The organism is Stenotrophomonas sp. RIT309 (genome assembly GCF_000632045.1).
GTDB lineage: Bacteria > Pseudomonadota > Gammaproteobacteria > Xanthomonadales > Xanthomonadaceae > Stenotrophomonas > Stenotrophomonas indicatrix.
The window spans coordinates 35,579-53,766 of sequence record NZ_JFYS01000009.1; the positions used below are offsets into that span (position 1 = coordinate 35,579).

12 protein-coding genes and 2 pseudogenes are annotated in these 18,188 nt (G+C 66.6%); 10 read left to right on the top strand and 4 right to left on the bottom strand.

Going from position 1 to position 18,188, the window contains the following annotated elements; genetic code table 11:
- Nucleotides 1-68 precede the first annotated feature (68 nt).
- Nucleotides 69-1,679 carry an MASE1 domain-containing protein gene (locus tag BW38_RS13955; protein WP_235189915.1) on the bottom strand — a complete coding sequence of 537 codons (1,611 nt, stop codon included), beginning with the start codon at nt 1,677-1,679 and terminating at the stop codon, nt 69-71.
- A gap of 198 nt (nt 1,680-1,877) precedes the next feature.
- The gene (locus tag BW38_RS13950; RefSeq protein ID WP_235189919.1) at nt 1,878-3,116 is read right to left on the bottom strand and encodes an FAD-binding oxidoreductase; all 1,239 of its coding nucleotides are present in this window, start codon (nt 3,114-3,116) and stop codon (nt 1,878-1,880) included.
- Nucleotides 3,117-3,316: 200 nt separating this feature from the next.
- Here BW38_RS13950 and BW38_RS13945 point away from each other — a divergent pair, with 200 nt between their 5' ends.
- The 3 genes from BW38_RS13945 to BW38_RS13935 all read left to right on the top strand — a co-directional run bounded on the left by BW38_RS13945 (nt 3,317) and on the right by BW38_RS13935 (nt 6,670).
- Entirely contained in the window at nt 3,317-4,078 is a 762-nt protein-coding gene (locus BW38_RS13945; protein ID WP_032975676.1) for a gamma-glutamyl-gamma-aminobutyrate hydrolase family protein, read from the top strand.
- Nucleotides 4,075-5,469, top strand: a complete 1,395-nt coding sequence (locus BW38_RS13940; RefSeq protein ID WP_025875326.1) for a glutamine synthetase family protein — start codon at nt 4,075-4,077, stop codon at nt 5,467-5,469. Before BW38_RS13945 ends, BW38_RS13940 begins: the two co-directional genes overlap by 4 nt.
- Nucleotides 5,470-5,560: 91 nt before the next feature.
- Nucleotides 5,561-6,670, top strand: coding sequence for a polyamine ABC transporter substrate-binding protein (locus BW38_RS13935; RefSeq protein WP_032975677.1), 1,110 nt, complete (start codon nt 5,561-5,563; stop codon nt 6,668-6,670).
- On the opposite strand, the pseudogene BW38_RS13930 reads toward BW38_RS13935, so the two are convergent.
- Nucleotides 6,667-8,004, bottom strand: a pseudogene (locus tag BW38_RS13930) (NAD(P)/FAD-dependent oxidoreductase); the annotation flags it as partial. The gene BW38_RS13935 and the pseudogene BW38_RS13930 sit on opposite strands and share 4 nt — an antisense overlap.
- Nucleotides 8,005-8,403: 399 nt before the next feature.
- On the opposite strand from BW38_RS13930, the pseudogene BW38_RS13925 reads away from it, so the two are divergent.
- From BW38_RS13925 to BW38_RS13895, 7 genes and pseudogenes are all read left to right on the top strand, one after another.
- Nucleotides 8,404-9,510, top strand: a pseudogene (locus BW38_RS13925) (HlyD family secretion protein); the annotation flags it as partial.
- On the top strand, nt 9,507-11,063 hold the full coding sequence (locus tag BW38_RS13920; protein WP_032975680.1) for a DHA2 family efflux MFS transporter permease subunit: 1,557 nt from the start codon (nt 9,507-9,509) through the stop codon (nt 11,061-11,063). The pseudogene BW38_RS13925 and the gene BW38_RS13920, both read left to right, overlap by 4 nt.
- Complete coding sequence (locus BW38_RS13915) at nt 11,063-12,616, top strand: efflux transporter outer membrane subunit (protein ID WP_051584955.1); 1,554 nt, start codon at nt 11,063-11,065, stop codon at nt 12,614-12,616. The genes BW38_RS13920 and BW38_RS13915 overlap by 1 nt, the downstream gene beginning before the upstream one ends.
- A 110-nt stretch (nt 12,617-12,726) precedes the next feature.
- Nucleotides 12,727-13,863, top strand: coding sequence for a polyamine ABC transporter ATP-binding protein (gene potA, locus BW38_RS13910; protein WP_032975681.1), 1,137 nt, complete (start codon nt 12,727-12,729; stop codon nt 13,861-13,863).
- Complete coding sequence (locus tag BW38_RS13905; RefSeq protein ID WP_032975682.1) at nt 13,860-14,792, top strand: ABC transporter permease subunit; 933 nt, start codon at nt 13,860-13,862, stop codon at nt 14,790-14,792. The genes potA and BW38_RS13905 overlap by 4 nt, the downstream gene beginning before the upstream one ends.
- Nucleotides 14,789-15,631 carry an ABC transporter permease subunit gene (locus BW38_RS13900; protein WP_025875316.1) on the top strand — a complete coding sequence of 281 codons (843 nt, stop codon included), beginning with the start codon at nt 14,789-14,791 and terminating at the stop codon, nt 15,629-15,631. Before BW38_RS13905 ends, BW38_RS13900 begins: the two co-directional genes overlap by 4 nt.
- Nucleotides 15,632-15,694: 63 nt before the next feature.
- A complete protein-coding gene (locus BW38_RS13895) occupies nt 15,695-17,059 on the top strand; it encodes an NAD-dependent succinate-semialdehyde dehydrogenase (RefSeq protein ID WP_032975683.1) in 1,365 nt (454 codons plus the stop codon).
- A gap of 89 nt (nt 17,060-17,148) precedes the next feature.
- Here the strand turns inward: BW38_RS13895 and BW38_RS13890 are convergent, their stop codons facing one another.
- Nucleotides 17,149-18,183 carry a magnesium and cobalt transport protein CorA gene (locus BW38_RS13890; RefSeq protein ID WP_051501564.1) on the bottom strand — a complete coding sequence of 345 codons (1,035 nt, stop codon included), beginning with the start codon at nt 18,181-18,183 and terminating at the stop codon, nt 17,149-17,151.
- Nucleotides 18,184-18,188 lie beyond the last annotated feature (5 nt).

An 18,188-nucleotide genomic window follows, 5' to 3' on the forward strand; every position in this document is an offset into this window, starting at 1 on the left:
GCAGCGGCGTCGGGGTCTCCGCGCCGCTGCGATTGCCACGATGGACGCGGCCGAGCAGACCCCGGGCGTCAGGTCTGGGTCTGCGAGTTTCCCTGCCCGAAGGCCGTTACGTGATCCATCGCGTTGAACGATGCCATGCCGAGGGCGGCGGAATCATCCGTTTCCACCATCGCCATCCGTATCCGGTTCCGATGGCACTGCACTGTCCCGCCATACGCAATCGTCCGGCCAGCCAAGCGCTCGACCGTGGCGGTAACGGTGGACGGTGACAGGTTGCGGTATGAATCCAGTAGTGCGACCGTCATCAGGATGCCGCGGCGTCCGCCTGTCTGGCCGCAACGTACGCGGATGCGGATCTGGCCTGATTCACTGTTGATCAACAGCGAAACAGCATCGGTGAGTGCGCGATAGGCGGCTAGCTGCAGGCCGACGCTGAGCTGGCAGGGATCGCCGAGCAGGCGAGGGCGCATCACCCGATGGCTCAGGTCCCAGCTTTCACGTACGCCGCCGGCCTGGAGGGCGACATAGAGCCCGAGATGTTCCAACGCGGCCGGATAGACCATGCTGGTCTGTTCCCTGAACTGTCGCGAATGGACCGAAGCCATGTGCAGAAGGCTGTTCGCTATAGTGGGATGGCCCTGAGCATTGAGCCAGTTCACCACCTCGCTGAGCGAGGTGTCGATACCGTCCCCCAGTTTCCTCAGGTGCCGCGCGCGCTCGCGGAGATCTAGCTCGCTTGCCACCAGTGAATTTCGCGCATGCTTGAGCGCATCCCTTTCACCCACTTCGCCCAATCGCGAACGGTGGTAGTAGTGGGTAATGCGCGACCCCAGCACCAACAGTGCAGCGCCGGTGACCGCCATTATCTGCTGGGTCGCGAAGGCGGCTGGATCGAATGCTCCCGTGTAGGGACTGGGCGTGGTGAGGCCGATGATCAGGTTGAGCGAGGGCACTCCGATCGCCGCACCTCGCCAGCCGTACAGGCAGGTAAGCACGACGACTGGCAGCGCCATCAGCAGCTGCATCGACGTCTTGGCATTGACTTCGTCCAGGGGCAGCTGTGCGGCATACAGACCAATCATCGCCATCATCGTCAGGGCGGCGAGTGCAGGCGGGGCAAAGCCTGACGTCCACCGGGCGTTGCTGGTCCGTCGTGTCCACAGCAACGCGAGCGGCGCAAGGGTCAGAATGCCGATGAAGTCGCCAACCACCAAGCGTGCGATGCTGGCAATCACCGGCATCTCGGGGGGTGTCGGCCAGAGAAGGTGTGCCAGCATCAGATTGAGCGCGGTGACCACCAGCGCCGAAGCCGCCGCGACTGAAATCAGCCACGCATTCTTCGTGGTCACCATCATCTTCCGGTGGAGATGCACGATCAGCATCACGGCAGGCATCAGCAGTGCCGAACCAAGTACGATCCAGGCCAGCCCATACTTCTCGATCATTGGCACGCGCATCTGCGCAAAGTAGGCGTATTCGCCCAGCAGCAGGTATGGCCACCAACGCGGGGGGAACAACAGCACTGCAGCGACGCGGACGCCGGCCGGCAGATAGAACTGGTCGAGCGACAACTGGCGCGACGCCCAGCATGCAATGGCGTACAGCAGCGCAAGGACCAGCCCCGCCGGGCGGATACGCAACTTCAGCTGCAGGCCTTCACTCCACCAGTTCAATCGCACTACCCCTTCACAGTACGTTCCCTGTCAGCATCCATTCGCCGCGGGACCCGGTTCTTAGCGACGGTATCGACACGCGTTCGATTATGCAATCGCCTCAGCGCTCGGCCCGGCAAGTGAGAAAGTCATCACAGGAATGCCGGCGGCGACGAGTTTCACAGTTTTCGGGGGGCGGTAGATTCAGCTCGCTTCCTGATCAGCTCACCACAACGCATCCCGCAGCTTGTACCAGGACATGGCCGCCACCAGCAGCGGCATGCGCAGCAGGCGTCCGCCGGGGAAGGGGCCATGGCGCAGGCGCTGGAACACGTCCAGCCGCTCGCTCTGGCCAACGATGGCTTCGGCGATCACTTCACCGGCCAGCCCGGCCGCTGCCACGCCGTGGCCGGAGAAGCCCTGCGCGAAGTACACATTCCCATCCAGCCGGCCCCAGTGCGGGGCACGGTTGCGGGTGATGTCCACATAACCGCCCCAGACCTGCTGCAGCGGGATGTCGGCCAGTTGCGGGAACACCTCGTGCATGCGCCGCTGCATCACCCGGTGCAGGCCCGGCGGCGGCAGCGCGGAATAGCTGGCGCGGCCACCGAACAGCAGGCGGTGGTCATGGCTGAGCCGGAAATAGTCCAGCGCCCAGGCCGTGTCGGAGACCGCCATGTTGTTCCCGATCAGGGCGCGGGCGCGTTCGGCCCCCAGCGGTGCACTGGCGCCGATATACGTACCGACCGGCATGATGCGCCGCTCAAGCTCGGGCACCAGCCCCTGCAGCAGGGCGTTGCCGGCCACCACCAGCTGCGGCGCGCGCACGCTTCCGTGGTCGGTATGCAGCACCGCATGTGCGCCGCGTTGAATGCGCGTCACCGGCGATTGTTCGTGGATGACCACCCCGGCTGCGCGCGCGGCATCGGCCAGCCCGCGGGCGTAGGCCAGCGGATGCAGGTGGGCGCTGAGTGGGTCGAACATCGCCGCGCGGTAGCGCGGGCTGTCCAGTTGCCCACGCAGGGTATCGCGCTCCCACCACTGCATCGGGTAATCGTAATGTCGCTGCAGGTGTTCGCAGTTGGCGCGCAGGTCGCGCTCGTGGCGTGCGCGGATGGCAACGCTGGCGTGGCCCTCCACCCAATGGCACTCGATGCCATGCCGGTCGATGCGCGCGCGCATCGCCTGTACCGCCTCGCGCGACCAGTCGAACAGGCGGCGCGCATCCTCGTGGCCGAGCTGGCGTTCCAGCTCGTCCACTTCGCAGCCGTAGCCGACCAGCGCCTGGCCACCATTGCGGCCTGAGGCTCCCCAGCCGATCCGCTGCGCTTCCAGCACCACCACCCGCTGGCCGCGCAGGGCCAGTTCCAGTGCGGCGGTGAGGCCGGTATAGCCGGCGCCCAGTATCGCCACATCGGCACGCAGTTCACCGCGCAACGGCGGCAATGCGGGCGGTTCGGGCAGGCTGCTGGCGTACCAGCTGGGCGGGAAGGCGGCGCTCACCGGCGGCCTCGCAGGAGCGGGAAAGGGCGTCGGAGCGGGGGAGGACGGTCGGGCTTCACGCCGATAGTTTGGCCCAAGCCGGGCGCCCGTGGTGTGAGGGCAGCGGCTTGCCGATGCCGATGCCGGGCGCGTACCTTGATGCCACGCCAAGGAGTTTCCCCATGCGCCGCCTGCCCTGGGTGGGCCTGCCCACCGACAGCACCGTGCTCGGCCATCATCGTTTCGCGGTGGCCGGGGAAAAATATGTGCGTGCGTTGATTGACGCTGCGCAGGCAACACCGCTGGTGCTGCCGAGTCTGCAGCCGCCGCTGCCGGCGCGCGATTGGCTGCAGGGCCTGGATGGCCTGCTGCTGACCGGCGCGGTCAGCAACATCGAGCCGCAGCATTACGAAGGGGGTCGCACCTGGAACGGCAACCGGCATGACCCGGCGCGCGACGCCACTGCGTTCGCGCTGCTGCACGAGGCGCTGGCGTTGGATCTACCCGTGCTGGCGATCTGCCGCGGATTCCAGGAGTTGAATGTGGCGCTCGGTGGCACGCTGCATCCGCAGGTGCATGCAGTGCCCGGCCTGGCCGACCATCGCGAAGACCCGCAGGCGCCGGTGGAGGAGCAGTATGGGCCGGCCCATGCGATCACCCTGGCCGATGGGGGGTGGCTGGCGCAGTGGTGTGCCGCCGATCGGGTGCAGGTCAATTCCGTGCACGGGCAGGGCATCGCACAGGTCGCCGAAGGCCTGCAGATCGAGGCCTGGGCCGATGATGGCCTGGTCGAAGCAGCGCGCAGCCCGCGCCATCGATTCGTGCTCGGCGTACAGTGGCACCCGGAGTGGCGTGTCATGCAGACGCCGTTCTATCACGCTATTTTCCGTGCGTTCGGCCAAGCTTGCCGGCAGCACCAACAGAATCGACTGGAATCCCCATGAGTTCCCGAACGCGCCCGCGCAAGACGGCCACGCCCCCGCCCCCGCAGGAAAGCAGCCTGCTGCGCTGGCTGAAGGAGCGGCGCATCACCGAGGTCGAATGCCTGGTTCCGGACATCACCGGCAATGCGCGCGGCAAGATCATCCCGGCCGACAAGTTCTCGCACGATTACGGCACGCGCCTGCCCGAAGGCATCTTCGCGACCACCGTCACCGGCGAATTTCCGGACGATTACTACGACCTGACCTCGCCGTCGGACTCGGACATGATCCTGCGCCCCGACCCGGACACCGTGCGAATGGTGCCGTGGGCGACCGACCCGACCGCGCAGGTCATCCATGACTGCTACACCAAGAACGGCGAGCCGCATGAGCTGGCGCCGCGCAACGTGCTGCGCCGGGTGCTGGATGCGTATACCGAGCTCGGCCTGCGGCCAGTGGTCGCGCCCGAGCTGGAATTCTTCCTGGTGCAGAAGAACACCGATCCGGATTTTCCGCTGCTGCCCCCGGCGGGCCGCTCCGGCCGCCCGGAAACGGCGCGGCAGTCGTACTCGATCGACGCGGTCAACGAGTTCGATCCGATCCTCGACCTGATGTACGACTACTGCGACGCGATGAAGCTGGACGTGGATACGCTGATCCACGAATCCGGCGCGGCGCAGCTGGAGGTCAACTTCACCCACGCCAATGCGATGGATCTGGCCGACCAGGTGTTCCTGTTCAAGCGCACCATGCGCGAATCGGCGATGCGCCATGGGGTGTACGCGACCTTCCTGGCCAAGCCGATGGAGAACGAGCCGGGCAGTGCGATGCACATCCACCAGAGCCTGCTGCGCATCAGCGATGGTCAGAACGTGTTCACCGGCGAGCACGGTGGTGAGGATTTCAGTCCGCTGTTCGCCCATTACCTGGCCGGCCTGCAGAAATATGTGCCGATGGCCATGGCGTTCTTCGCGCCGAACGTGAATTCCTACCGGCGCCTGGTGTTCGGTGAGGTCTCGCCGAGCAACGTGCACTGGGGCTTCGACAACCGCACCTGCGGCCTGCGGGTGCCGCTGGATACGCCGGAGAACATGCGGGTGGAAAGCCGCTTTGCCGGCTCCGACGCCAACCCTTACCTGGCGATGGCCGCGACCCTGGCCTGCGGGCTGCTCGGCATCCGTGAGCGCCTGGCGCCGGATGCGCCGGTGACCGGCAGCGCCAAGGAACTGGGCTATGACCTGCCGCGTTCGCTGGGTGAAGCGCTGGACGGGCTGGAGCAGTGCAGCGAGCTGCAGGCGCTGCTCGGCGAGCGCTTCTGCCGCGCCTACACCTCGGTCAAGCGCAAGGAATACGAGACCTTCTTCCGCGTGATCAGTTCGTGGGAGCGCGAGTTCCTGCTGCTGAACGTGTGAAGACCGCGAATAGAAAAATCCGTCGCCGGGGGGTAGGCTGGCACCCGTCGCCGGCCCGGCCGGCCCCCCTTTCCGCATTCTGGAGCACCCGATGAAGCTGCGTATCCTCACGCTCGGCCTGGCCTCCGCCATGCTTTCCGCCTGTGGCGGCGGCAACGGCGGCGGACAGGACAGCCAGGTCCTGAACGTCTACAACTACAGCGACTACATCGCCGAAGACACCATCCCCAACTTCGAGAAGCAGAGCGGGATCAAGGTCACCTACGATGTGTTCGACAGTGACGAGATGGTCGAGACCAAGCTGCTGGCCGGCAACAGCGGCTACGACGTGGTGGTGCCGACGCTGAACTTCTTCGGCCGGCAGATCCAGGCCGGCGTGTTCCTGCCGCTGGACAAGTCGAAGATCCCGAACCTGGCCAATCTCGACCCGGCGGTGATGAAGCGCATCGCTACCCAGGATCCGGGCAACCAGTACGGTGTGCCCTACATGATCGGCACCACCGGCATCGGCTACAACGTGGACATGCTGAAGGAGCGCTTCGGTGGCAGCACCGACATCGCCAACAGCTGGGACCTGGTGTTCAAGCCGGAAAACATCAGCAAGATGAAGGACTGCGGCGTGACCATCCTGGACACGCCGGCGGACATGATTCCGATCGCGCTGCACTACCTGGGCCTGGACCCGCACAGCGGCGATCCGGCCGACCTGCAGAAGGCGGCGGACCTGCTGAAGTCGATCCGCCCGTACGTGCAGAATTTCCACTCCTCGCAGTACGTGGGCTCGCTGGCCAACGGTGGCACCTGCCTGGTGGTGGGCTGGTCGGGTGACATCATCCAGGCCCGCGACCGTGCGGCCGAGGCCAGCAATGGCGTGCACGTGGCCTATTCGATCCCGAAGGAAGGCGCGCCGCAGTGGTTCGACATGCTGGCCATCCCGAAGGATGCCAAGCATCCGGAAGCGGCCTACGCGTTCATCAACTATCTGCTGGAACCGAAGGTGGCCGCGGCCAACACCAACTTCATCCACTACGGCAACCCGGTGCCGACCGCGACCCCGCTGGTGGACGAGGCGATCCGCACCGACCCGACCATCTACCCGCCGGCCGACGTGGCCGCGAAGATGTTCACCTATTCGATCAACACGCCGGAGACCGACAAGCTCTACACCCGGCTGTGGACCGAGGTGAAGACCGGTCGCTAAGCGTTTCCGGTAGCGCCGGGCCTTGCCCGGCAGCTGCCTTGCCCTGCGCCGGAGCCGGTACTGCCGGCCCGGCCAAGGTGCCGCTGGATGGCGGGCAACAGGTCGCGCGCATCGCGACCGCCGTTGCACAGGAATGATGAGCTCATCCGCTGCAGGTTGTGCATCCCGATGAAGAACAGGCCAGGCTGCGGGGAGACACCGAACTCGCCGAGCGGATAACCGTGTTCGTCCAGCACGCCGTCCACATGCAGCCACGGCCATTCGGCGACGAAGCCCGTGGCGAGGACAACCGAGCGGATGCCGGCAGCGTTCAGATCAAGTTCGCGCGGCGAGGCGTCCGGCTCCCAGTGCAGGTACACCTCTTCGGGAATGTAGCGGGCATCATCGGTGCGCGGTTCGGGCCGCGTGGCGTAGTACCCGCTTGCCAGTGAATCGAGATAGGCGTACTCGGCCCGCGTTGCTTCGACCGCAGTGCGCAGCTGTGGGCGGACATCGGCGAAGCGCGCGATGTCCGCGTCGAAGCCCTGCAGGCGGCCCAGCAGCGTGATGCCCTCGCGATGCATCGACAGCAGGCTGATCGAGCTGCCCAGGCCTGCGCGTCCCTTGCCGGAAATCAGCGGGAACTCTGCGGTCCGGGCCTTGCGCAGCGCGTCCGGCTCCCCGGCGAGTACCCCGGCCGATTCACTCACATGCTGGTGGATGCGTCCGGCCATGTCCCACCAGGTCATCGAATCCTTGCCGCGCAGCCGGCGCGTATGCGAATGGCGCTCGGCCAGCGACCAATACACGGTGCGGCCGCTGGCGCGGAGATCCTGGGCGATCTGCGCGCCGGACTGGCCGCCGCCGATGACCAGCACAGCGCCGTCGGGAAGCTGCCGGCAATTGCGGTAGTTGCTGGAGTGCAGTACCGCCAGCGCCGGCCCGGGCGCAAAGGGAACGCGGGGCATCCGGGGACGGCCGTATTCGCCGGTGGCCACCACCACCGCAGCGGCCTGGATCGGCCCGCGGCTGGATTCGATGGCGTAGCCGCCCGCCTTGGGCGTGACACGCAGGACCGCGCAGCCTTCGTGGATCGGCAGTGACCTTTCGCAGGCGTAGTCGCGGAGCCGCTGGATCACTTCCGGTGCAGCCATGAAGCCCTCCGGGTCGTCGCCCGCATAGGCGTGGCCATGCAGGGCCATCGTCGCGTTGGCGGTGTTGGTCTGGAAGGAATCCCAGCGCCGCCGCCAGCTGGCGCCCACGGTTTCCGCCTCCAGTACGCGATGCGCGAGGCCGGCCTCCTGCAGGACCGCGCTGAGTGACAGCCCGGCCTGGCCGGCGCCGATGATCACGACGTCACGCGGCGTAGATGCGGACGGGCAGCAGGGGAGAACCGGTGATGATTTGGAGTGGGCCATGTCGGATTCACTGGAGGGTCGAGGTGATTCCCCAATGACAGCGCGTGCCGGGTCAATGATTTCTGCTCTGAAAAACGTTGCATCTGCATGGATTGGCCGCGGACCAAGGCGAAGGCGTTGGTCGCCGGGCGTCGGTGCCGTTGCACCAACGGGCCATTGGCGACAAGCCGGTGGTCGGGTCTCACGCTGATGCGATCGCCACGTTCACTCCGCGTCGGCGCCGCCTGCCCTACCTTCCCGTACGGCACTGACCACCGCCACGAGACGATGACCGAACAGCCCCAGCGCGACGACAGCGCCCACGATGATGAAAACGAGCGGCGGAAGGAGCACGCCAAGCCCTCACCGCTGAAGAACCCCAAGGTCCGGTGGATGCTGGCGATCATCGGCATCCTCGTCGTGCTGGTGCTGATCGCTTGGCTGGCCTATCACCTCCTGGTCGGCCGCTACCTGCAGGACACCAACAACGCCTACCTGCAGGCCGACGCGGTGGCGGTCGCCCCGCGCATCAACGGCTACGTCACCGAGGTGCTGGTGCAGGACAACCAGTGGGTCAAGGCCGGCGAACCGCTGCTGCGCATCGACCCGCGCACCTACCGCGCCACCCTGGACCAGGCCGAGGCGGTGATCGCCGTGCGCGAGGCCGATATCGCGGCCGCCGCCGCCGGCGTGCAGGGCCAGCAGTCCAGCCTGCTGCAGGCCCGCACCCAACTCACCGCTGCCACCGCCTCGCTGCGATTCGGCAAGGCCGAGCTGGCCCGCTTCACCCCGTTGGCTGCCAGCGGTGCCGACACCCACGAACACGTGGAAAGCCTGCGCCACGACGTCGAACGTGCACAGGCCCAGTACGATGCGGCCAGGGCGCAGATCCAAGGCGCGCAGAGCCAGATCGAAGCCAGCCAGGCGCAACTGGAACAGGCCCAGGCCGGCCTGAAGCAGGCCCAGGCCGATGCCGCGCAGGCGCGGGTCGCCTTCGAGGACACCGAGCTTCGCGCGCGCATCGACGGCCGGGTCGGCAACAAGACCGTACAGGTGGGACAGTTCGTCGCTGCCGGCACCCGCACCATGACCATCGTGCCGGTCGAGTCGCTGTACCTGAGCGCCAATTTCAAGGAAACCCAGGTGGGTCTGATGCGTGCCGGACAGCCGGCCGAGATCAAGGTCGATGCACTGCCGGGCACTACCCTGCACGGCACTGTGGAGAGCATCTCGCCCGGCACCGGCTCGCAGTTCGCGCTGCTGCCGCCGCAGAACGCCACCGGCAACTTCACCAAGGTCGTGCAGCGCGTGCCGGTGCGCATCCGGGTGGATGCCGGTGCCGAGGCGCGCAAGGTGCTGGTGCCGGGCATGTCGGTGGAAGTGACCGTGGACACCCGCAACGCCAGGGACGCGCGTGAGCGCACCCGGGACGAGGCAGGGGCCACGGCCGCGCCGGCGCGATGAATGCCACCACTGCCTCCGCAGCGCCCGCCGCCGAGGGCAAGGCCGATGCCGGTGCGTGGCTGGCCGTGGCGGCCGGCACCATCGGCTCGTTCATGGCCACGCTGGACATCTCCATCGTCAACGCGGCACTGCCCACCATCCAGGGCGAGGTCGGCGCCAGCGGCACCGAAGGCACCTGGATCTCCACTGCCTTCCTGGTCTCGGAAATCGTCATGATTCCGCTGACCGGCTGGTTCGTGCGCACGCTGGGCCTGCGCACCTTCCTGCTGATCTGCGCCACGCTGTTCACCGCATTCTCGGTGATGTGCGGCCTGGCCGATTCGCTGCCGATGATGATCGCCGGCCGGGTAGGGCAGGGCTTTGCCGGCGGTGCGCTGATCCCTACTGCGCTGACCATCGTCGGCACGCGCTTGCCGCCGAAACAGCAGCCGCTGGGCACTGCGCTGTTCGGCATGACCGTCATTCTCGGCCCGGTGATCGGCCCGCTGCTGGGCGGCTGGTTGACCGAGAACGTCAGCTGGCACTACGCCTTCTTCATCAACGTGCCCATCTGCGCTGGCCTGGTTGCCTTGCTTCTGCTGGGCCTGCCGCATGAGAAATCGAACTGGGTCGGGCTGCTGCGCGCCGACTGGCTGGGCATCGTCGGCATGACCGCCGGCCTGTCCGCGCTTACCGTGGTACTGGAAGACGGCCAGCGCGAGCGCTGGTTCGAATCGAGCATGATCGTAGTGCTCAGCATCGTTTCGCTGCTGGGGTTCGCGCTGCTGGCGCTCTCGCAGTTCATCAGCAAGGAGCCGGTCATCCGCCTCAACATCCTTTTCCAGCGCAGTTTCGGCGCGGTGTTCGTGATGGTGATGGCGGTGGGCATGATCCTGTTCGGGGTCATGTACATGATCCCGCAGTTCCTGGCGATCATCGCCGGCTACAACACCGAACAGGCCGGTTACGTGCTGCTGCTGGCCGGCCTGCCGACCATCCTGCTGATGCCGTTGATGCCGAAGATGCTGGAAACGGTGGACGTGCGCATCATGGTGTTTGGCGGGATGCTGTGCTTTGCCGCCGCCTGCTTCGTCAATCTGGGCCTGACCCCGGACAGCATCGGCCCGCACTTTATCATCGGCCAGCTGTTGCAGGGCTGCGGGCTAGCGCTGGCGATGATGGCGCTGAACCAGGCCGCCATCACCTCGGTGCCGCGCGAATACACCAGCGATGCCTCGGGCCTGTTCAACGCCGCGCGCAATCTGGGTGGTTCGATCGGCCTGGCCATCATCTCCACCTTCCAGGAGCGCCGCACCACATTGCACGTCGATGCCATCGGCAGCAGCGTCACCGCCAATTCGACCGTGGCCCAGGATGCGCTGCATGCTTGCGGCCAACAGCTCGGCGACGCCACGCAGGCGCTGGCGGTGCTGGCGCAGACCGTGCAGATGCAGGCAATGGTGATGGCCTACAACGACCTGTTCTGGATCTTCGGCCTGATCGTGGTGGCGACCCTGCCACTGGTTTTCCTGCTCAAGCCCCTGCCCAAGGGCGTTCCATTGGCGATGCACTGATGACTTCGACGACCTTGCCCCTTCTCCCGGCCCTGTCCCTTCGCCTGCGCCGCCTGTGGCCAGCCACGGTGCCGCTGCTGCTGGCCAGTTGCATGCTGGGGCCGGATTACGTGAAGCCGGACGTTGCCGGCAATGCCACCGCACAGGCACGGCTGCCGCGCGCCGCGCAGGCTGACGTGCAGCCGGCCACGCCACCCAGCCAGTGGTGGCGCGCGCTGAATGATCCGCTGCTGGACCAGCTGGTGGACGAGGCGCTGCGCAACAGCCCCAACCTGCGTGCGGCCCAGGCCAAGCTGCTGGCCTCGCGCGCGCTGCAGCGCCAGCGTCGCGCCGAGCAGCTGCCCAAGGTGGGGGCAGTGGCCGGCTACGCCAACGTCACGGCGCCCGATTCCCTGGAAAACAGCGTACGTGGCCTTGGCGAGAACATCGCCGGCGTGGCCGAGGCCAACGGCCGCCCTCAGGAAGCCGCGCAGCTGCGCCAGCAGTTCGCTGATATCGATCTTGATACCGAACTGTACGTGGCCGGCTTCGACGCCAGCTGGGAACTGGACCTGTTCGGGCGCCGGCGCCGCGCAGCCGAGCAGGCCGCCGCCGAGGCCGAGGCCAACGCGGCAGCACTGGCCGACGCACAGGTGCAACTGGCCGCCGAGTTGACCCAGGTCTACCTGGGCTACCGCAGCAGCCGCGAGCGTATCGCCCTGGCCGAACACAACCTCCGCGCCGCCGATGAAAGCCTGCAGCTGACCCGCCAGCGCCGCCAGCGCGGCGCAGATTCGGACCTTCAGGTGGAACGGGCGCAGGCCCAGCTGCAACAGCAGCAGGCCGCGCTGCCGTCACTGCAGGCACAGGCCGATGAGGCGCGCGATGTGCTGGCCCTGATGGTTGGCCGCGAGCCCGGTGCACTGGATGCGCGGCTGGCGGCGGACCAGCCGCTGCCAGCGCTGCCGGCCCGCGTGCCGGTGGATGATGCGGGCGCGCTTATCCAGCGCCGGCCGGATGTACGCAAGGCCGAGCGCGAGCTGGCAGCTTCGTCGGCGCAGATCGGCCAGGCTCTCTCGGCGTACTTTCCGCAGGTGACGCTGTTGGGCAGCATCGGCGCCGGAGCCACCTCGCTGTCCGACCTGGGGCGGGATTCGGCGGCCACGATCGTTGCTCCGTTCCTGCGCTGGTCGCTGTTGGATTTCGGCGTGAACAAGGCCCGTGTAGCGCAGGCCCGGGCCGGCAACGAGGCCAGGCTGGCGGCCTACGAGGGCACGGTGCTGGCGGCGCTGCAGGATGCGAACACGGCGCTGGCGCGGTTCGGCGCTGCGCGGCAGCAGTTGCAGGCCAGTGTCCGCGCCGAGGCCTCGGCCGACCGCTCGCTGCGCCTTATGCGCCAGCGTCGGCAGGCTGGGGCGACCTCGCAGATCGACCTGCTGGACGTGCAGCGCCAGCGCCTGCAGGCCCAGGATGCCGCCGCACAGGCGCGCCTGCAGCTGCTGGTGCGCTATGTGGCCCTGCAGAAGAGCTTGGGCCTGGGCTGGCAGGAGGCGCCGCCGGTGGCCATCCGCTGATTGCCCCGATGGCATGGCGAGGCGGCCGCCCGCCACAGCCCGTCATATCCCCATCGGCCCCCGGCCGGTAGAATGGCGGCCGCTGTCCACCGCCCGCTCCCGGAGCCCCCATGCCCGTTGAAGCCCAGCCGGAAGCCGCCGTCGTCGAAGCGAGCGGTGTGCCCGGCTATCTCTCCATTCGTGATCTGCGCAAGGAATTCGATGGCTTCGTCGCCGTCGACGACGTCAACCTGGACGTCCGCAAGGGCGAGATATTTGCGCTGCTCGGTGGCTCCGGCAGCGGCAAGTCGACCCTGCTGCGCTGCCTGGGCGGCTTCGAGACACCCACCAAGGGCAGCATCACCGTCGATGGCCAGCAGATGGACGCGCTGCCGCCGTACCAGCGGCCGGTCAACATGATGTTCCAGTCCTATGCGCTGTTCCCGCACATGACCGTGGAGCAGAACATTGCCTTCGGCCTGAAGCAGGACGGACTCGGCCGCGAGACCATCGCCAAGCGCGTGGGCGAGATGCTCGACCTGGTGCAGATGGGCCATCTTGGCAAGCGCAAGCCGCACCAGCTGTCCGGCGGCCAGCAGCAGCGCGTAGCGCTCGCGCGGTCGCTGGCCAAGGGGCCCAAGCTGCTGCTGCTGGACGAACCGATGGGCGCGCTGGACAAGAAGCTGCGCTCGCAGATGCAGCTGGAGCTGGTCAGCATCATCGAGTCGTCGGGCGTGACCTGCGTGATGGTCACCCACGACCAGGAAGAGGCGATGACCATGGCCACCCGCATCGCGGTGATGGACGCCGGCTGGATCCAGCAGGTCGGCAAGCCCGACGAGGTCTACGAGCAGCCGGCCAACCGCTTCGTCGCCGAGTTCATAGGCTCGGTCAACCTGTTCGACGGGGTGATCGACGAGGACCTGCCCGAATACGTGACCGTGCGTTCGCCGCTGTTCCCGGCGCCGGTCTACATCGCCCACGGCATCACCTGCTATGAAGGGCAGCCGGTCGCGTTCGCGCTGCGCCCGGAGAAGGTGATGATCGGCAAGGATGAGCCGGAAGGGCACACCAACAAGGCGCAGGGCGTGATCGAGGACATTGCCTATTTCGGCAGCCATTCGGTCTACCACGTGCGCCTGCCCAGCGGCGCCAAGGTGCTGGCCAACTTCGCCAACTCGCAGCGCTGGGCCAGCGATGGCCTGACCTGGGGTGACGAGGTGTGGGTGCACTGGCGCGACAACGACGGCGTGGTGCTGACCTCATGAGCGCCGCCGGCCTGAAGCGCTGGCTGCCGGGGCTGCGTGCCACGGTGATCGGCATTCCGTACCTGTGGCTGCTGCTGTTCTTCGCGGTGCCGTTCCTGATCGTGCTGATGATCAGTTTCTCGCACAGCCGGGTCGGCTCGCCGCCGTACACCTGGCTGCTGCAGTACGTCGATGGCGGGCTCTCGCTCAAGCTCAACCTCGAGAACTACCTGGCGCTGTTCCGCGATTCGATCTATGCGCAGGCGTTCCTGAGCTCGATCAAGATCGCCGCGATCTCGACCTTCCTCACCCTGCTGATCGGCTATCCGATGGCCTATGCCATCGCCCGCCTGTCGCCGGCCGCGCGCAACGTGGCGATGATGCTGGTGGTGCTGCCGTCCTGGACCTCGTTCCTGATCCGCGTCTATGCATGGAAAGCGATCCTGGACCGCAACGGCCTGCTCGACCAGTTCCTGCAGTACACCGGCCTGCAGTCGCTGATGACCTCGATGGGCCTGCCGAAACTGCAGCTGATCGACACCCCGACCGCGGCCTACATCGGCATCGTGTACTGCTATCTGCCGTTCATGGTGCTGCCGCTGTACGCCAACCTGGTCAAGCATGACCACCGACTGCTGGAAGCAGCCTACGACCTCGGCGCCAAGCCGTGGCAGGCGTTCCTGCGCATCACCCTGCCGCTGTCGAAGGCGGGCATCATCGCCGGCTGCATGCTGGTGATGATCCCGGCGATCGGCGAATTCGTGATCCCGGAAATGCTGGGTGGCTCGGAAACCCTGATGGTCGGTCGCCAGCTGTGGAACGAGTTCTTCAACAACCGCAACTGGCCCGGTGCCTCGGCAATGGCGGCGGCGATGATCCTGTTGCTGCTGGTGCCGATCCTGCTGTTCAACCGATCCCAGCAGCGGTTGCTGGAAGGGAAGCAGGCATGAGCCCGCGTTCTGCCAAGGGCCTGGGCCTGGGCGTGCTGCTGCTCGGCTTCGCTTTCCTGTACCTGCCGATCCTGCTGTTGATGTTCTATTCGTTCAACAGCTCGCGGTTGGCCATGGTCTGGGCCGGGTTCTCCACCCGTGCCTACAGCGACCTGTTTGCCGACCGCGCGCTGATGGATGCGATGTGGACCAGCCTGGTGGTCGCGTTCTGGACCGCCTGTACCGCCACCGTGCTCGGCACGCTGGCGGCGATGGTGATGACCCGCTTCAAGCGTTTCCGCGGCAAGCCGTTCTTCGGTGCGCTGGTGACCGCGCCGCTGGTGATGCCGGACGTGATCCTCGGCTTCTCGCTGATGGCGCTGCTGGCCTCGATGGGCGCGATACCGGGCTTCCCGGCGCGTGGCCTGGCCACCATCTGGATCGCCCACGTCACCTTCACCCTGTGCTTCGTCACCGTGGTGGTGTCCTCGCGCCTGCAGGAGATGGACCTGTCGCTGGAAGAAGCGGCGATGGATCTCGGCGCGAGCCGGCTGACCGTGTTCACCCGCATCACCCTGCCGATCATCGCCCCGGCGCTGGTGGCCGGTTGGCTGCTGGCGTTCACCCTGTCGCTGGATGACGTGGTGGTGGCCAGCTTCGTTGCCACGCCGGGCTCGACCACGCTGCCGATGAAGGTGTTCGCCTCGGTTCGCATGGGCATCAGCCCGAAGATCAATGCGCTGGCCACGCTGCTGGTGTCTGCAGTGTCCATTGCTGCGGTGATCGGCTGGTACATCAATGCGCGTGCGGAGAAGCGGCGCCAGCGCGACCTGCAGCTGGCCCGCCAGGACAACGGCTGAGCCGGCAACATCCGGCTCACGGCGGCCGGCGCACAATGGGGGTCTACCTGATGGAGACCCCCCATGACCGTCGAGATCATCAACCCGGCCACCGGCCAGGTGACCTACCGCCATGAGCTGATGGATGCCGCTGCCATCGAGCAGCGCCTGCAGGCCGCAGCCGAGGCGTTCCCACGCTGGGCCGAGCGCTCGCTGCAGGATCGCGGGGCGATCCTCAAGCAGATTGCCGGCCAGCTGCGTGCGCGCCGCGATGACCTGCAGCAGGCCATGACCAGCGAGATGGGCAAGCTGAAGGCCGAGGCCCTGGCCGAAGTGGAAAAGTGCGCGACCACCTGTGAGTTCTATGCCGACCATGCCGCCGACTATCTGAAGCCGCAGCTGATCGACACCGAGGCCCAGCGCAGCTACGTGCGCTATGAACCGATCGGCTGCGTGTTCGCGGTGATGCCGTGGAATTTCCCGATCTGGCAGGTGTTCCGCTTCCTGGCCCCGGCGTTCATGGCCGGCAACGTGGCGCTGCTCAAGCATGCCAGCAACGTGCCGCAGTGCGCCGACCTGATCCTGGCGGTGTGCCGCGATGGTGGCCTGCCGGACGGTGTGTTCGACGTGCTGCACATCGACAACGACCAGGCTGCCGACGTACTGCGCGATGCACGGGTGAAGGCAGTCACCCTGACCGGCAGCGAGCGGGCAGGGCGCTCCATCGCGTCCAATGCTGGCAGCCAGTTGAAGAAGTCGGTGATGGAGCTGGGCGGCAGCGACGCCTTCGTGGTGCTCGATGATGCCGACCTGGACAAGGCGGTTGCCGCCGCGGTGAAGTCGCGCTTCGACAACAGTGGCCAGACCTGCATTGCCGCCAAGCGCTTCATTGTGGTTGAAGCGGTGGCCGATGAATTCACCCGGCGCTTCGTCGAAGCTGCAGGCGAGCGTCAGTACGGCGACCCGAACGAGCGCGGCACCACGCTGGCACCGATGGCCCGTGCCGACCTGCGCGACGAACTGCACAAGCAGGTGCAGGCCAGCGTCGCCAAAGGCGCGCGGGTGCTGATCGGCGGCGAACCGATCGCCGGTTCGCATGCGGGCTACCCGGCCAGCGTGCTCGACCAGGTGGGGCCGGGCATGCCCGCCTATGACGAAGAACTGTTCGGGCCGGTCGCTGCGGTCATCCGGGTCAAGGATGAAGCCGAGGCACTGCGCGTGGCCAACGACACCCGCTTCGGCCTCGGCGGCAGCGTATGGACGCGTGACCCGGTGCGTGGCGAGTCCTTTGCCCAGCGCATGGAATGCGGCGCGGCCTTCGTCAACGCCATCGTCAAGAGCGATGCGCGGTTGCCGTTCGGCGGCAGCAAGGAATCAGGTTTTGGCCGTGAACTGGCCGACCACGGCATCCATGAGTTCATGAACATCAAGACCATCTACGTGGCTTGATGTTCACCCAATGCGCCACGACAGGTACGCTAGGTGTCGACCGTCGTGGCCTACCGGTCCGGTGGGTATCGACCGTTGGTCGATACGTCCTACAACCACTTCACCCGCTTGAACAGCCGGTACAGTCCAACGCAGATGCCACCGACAGCGACGATCATCAGCGGGTAGGCCCACGGCTGGTTCAATTCCGGCATGTGGCTGAAATTCATTCCATACCAGCTGGTGATCAGCGTCGGTGCGGCCAGCAGCGCGGCCCATGCACCCAGCCGCTTCACCGTCTCCCCTTGGGCCAGCGTCACCAGTGACAGGTTCACGCTCAGGGCCGTGCCCAGCATCTCGCGCAGCGTATCGATGACATCGCTGATGCGCACCGCGTGGTCGTGCACATCGCGGATATACAGCTTCACTTCGTCCGGGAACAGCTCGCCCTGGTAGCGGCGCAGCTGTGCCAGTACATCCTGCAGAGGCGCCACCGCCATCCGCATCTTGTTCAACTCGCGCTTGAGCTCATACAGGCGCACCACCGTGCTGCGCTTGTAGCTGTCGGCGAAGATGTCCTTCTCCAGCAGTTCCAGGGTGTCGCGGAAGCGGTTGGTGATGGGCAGGTAATTGTCGACCACGAAGTCGGCCACGGCGTACAGGCAGTACGAGGGGCCCATTTTCAGCAGCTGTGGTTCGCGCTCCACGCGCGCACGCACCGGCGCGTACGAGAGCGAGGCGCCATGGCGAACGGTCACCAGGAACCGTGGGCCGAGAAAGGCGTGGGTCTCGCCGTACTGGATGCGCTCGTCAACCATCTGCGCGGTGGTCACCACCACGAACAACGAGTTGCCGTAGGCCTCCACCTTGGGGCGCTGGTGCGCGTTGCGCGCATCTTCGACGGCCAGGTCGTGCAGGCAGAATTCTTCCTGCAGCTTCAGCAGTACATCTTCGTTCGGATCGTACAGGCCGACCCAGACGAAACCATTGTTGCTGGCGATGACATCGCTGATGGCATCCAGGCTGATGTCGTGGCGTTTGCCGTCGTCATCGTAGTGGACGCAGTTGATGACGCAGGTGGGATTGGCTGCGGCGGAGGCGGCAGCAGGGGCGGGCAGTGGGGCGGGCAATGACATGCCCGCCATCGTGC

Coding starts and splice junctions, on each gene's coding strand:
- BW38_RS13900 (WP_025875316.1), top strand. CDS start 14,789: ATGAGCCCGCGTTCTGCCAAGGGCCTGGGCCTGGGCGTGCTGCTGCTC.
- BW38_RS13905 (WP_032975682.1), top strand. CDS start 13,860: ATGAGCGCCGCCGGCCTGAAGCGCTGGCTGCCGGGGCTGCGTGCCACG.
- BW38_RS13895 (WP_032975683.1), top strand. CDS start 15,695: ATGACCGTCGAGATCATCAACCCGGCCACCGGCCAGGTGACCTACCGC.
- BW38_RS13915 (WP_051584955.1), top strand. CDS start 11,063: ATGACTTCGACGACCTTGCCCCTTCTCCCGGCCCTGTCCCTTCGCCTG.
- BW38_RS13945 (WP_032975676.1), top strand. CDS start 3,317: ATGCGCCGCCTGCCCTGGGTGGGCCTGCCCACCGACAGCACCGTGCTC.
- BW38_RS13920 (WP_032975680.1), top strand. CDS start 9,507: ATGAATGCCACCACTGCCTCCGCAGCGCCCGCCGCCGAGGGCAAGGCC.
- BW38_RS13890 (WP_051501564.1), bottom strand. CDS start 18,183: ATGGCGGGCATGTCATTGCCCGCCCCACTGCCCGCCCCTGCTGCCGCC.
- BW38_RS13940 (WP_025875326.1), top strand. CDS start 4,075: ATGAGTTCCCGAACGCGCCCGCGCAAGACGGCCACGCCCCCGCCCCCG.
- potA (WP_032975681.1), top strand. CDS start 12,727: ATGCCCGTTGAAGCCCAGCCGGAAGCCGCCGTCGTCGAAGCGAGCGGT.
- BW38_RS13935 (WP_032975677.1), top strand. CDS start 5,561: ATGAAGCTGCGTATCCTCACGCTCGGCCTGGCCTCCGCCATGCTTTCC.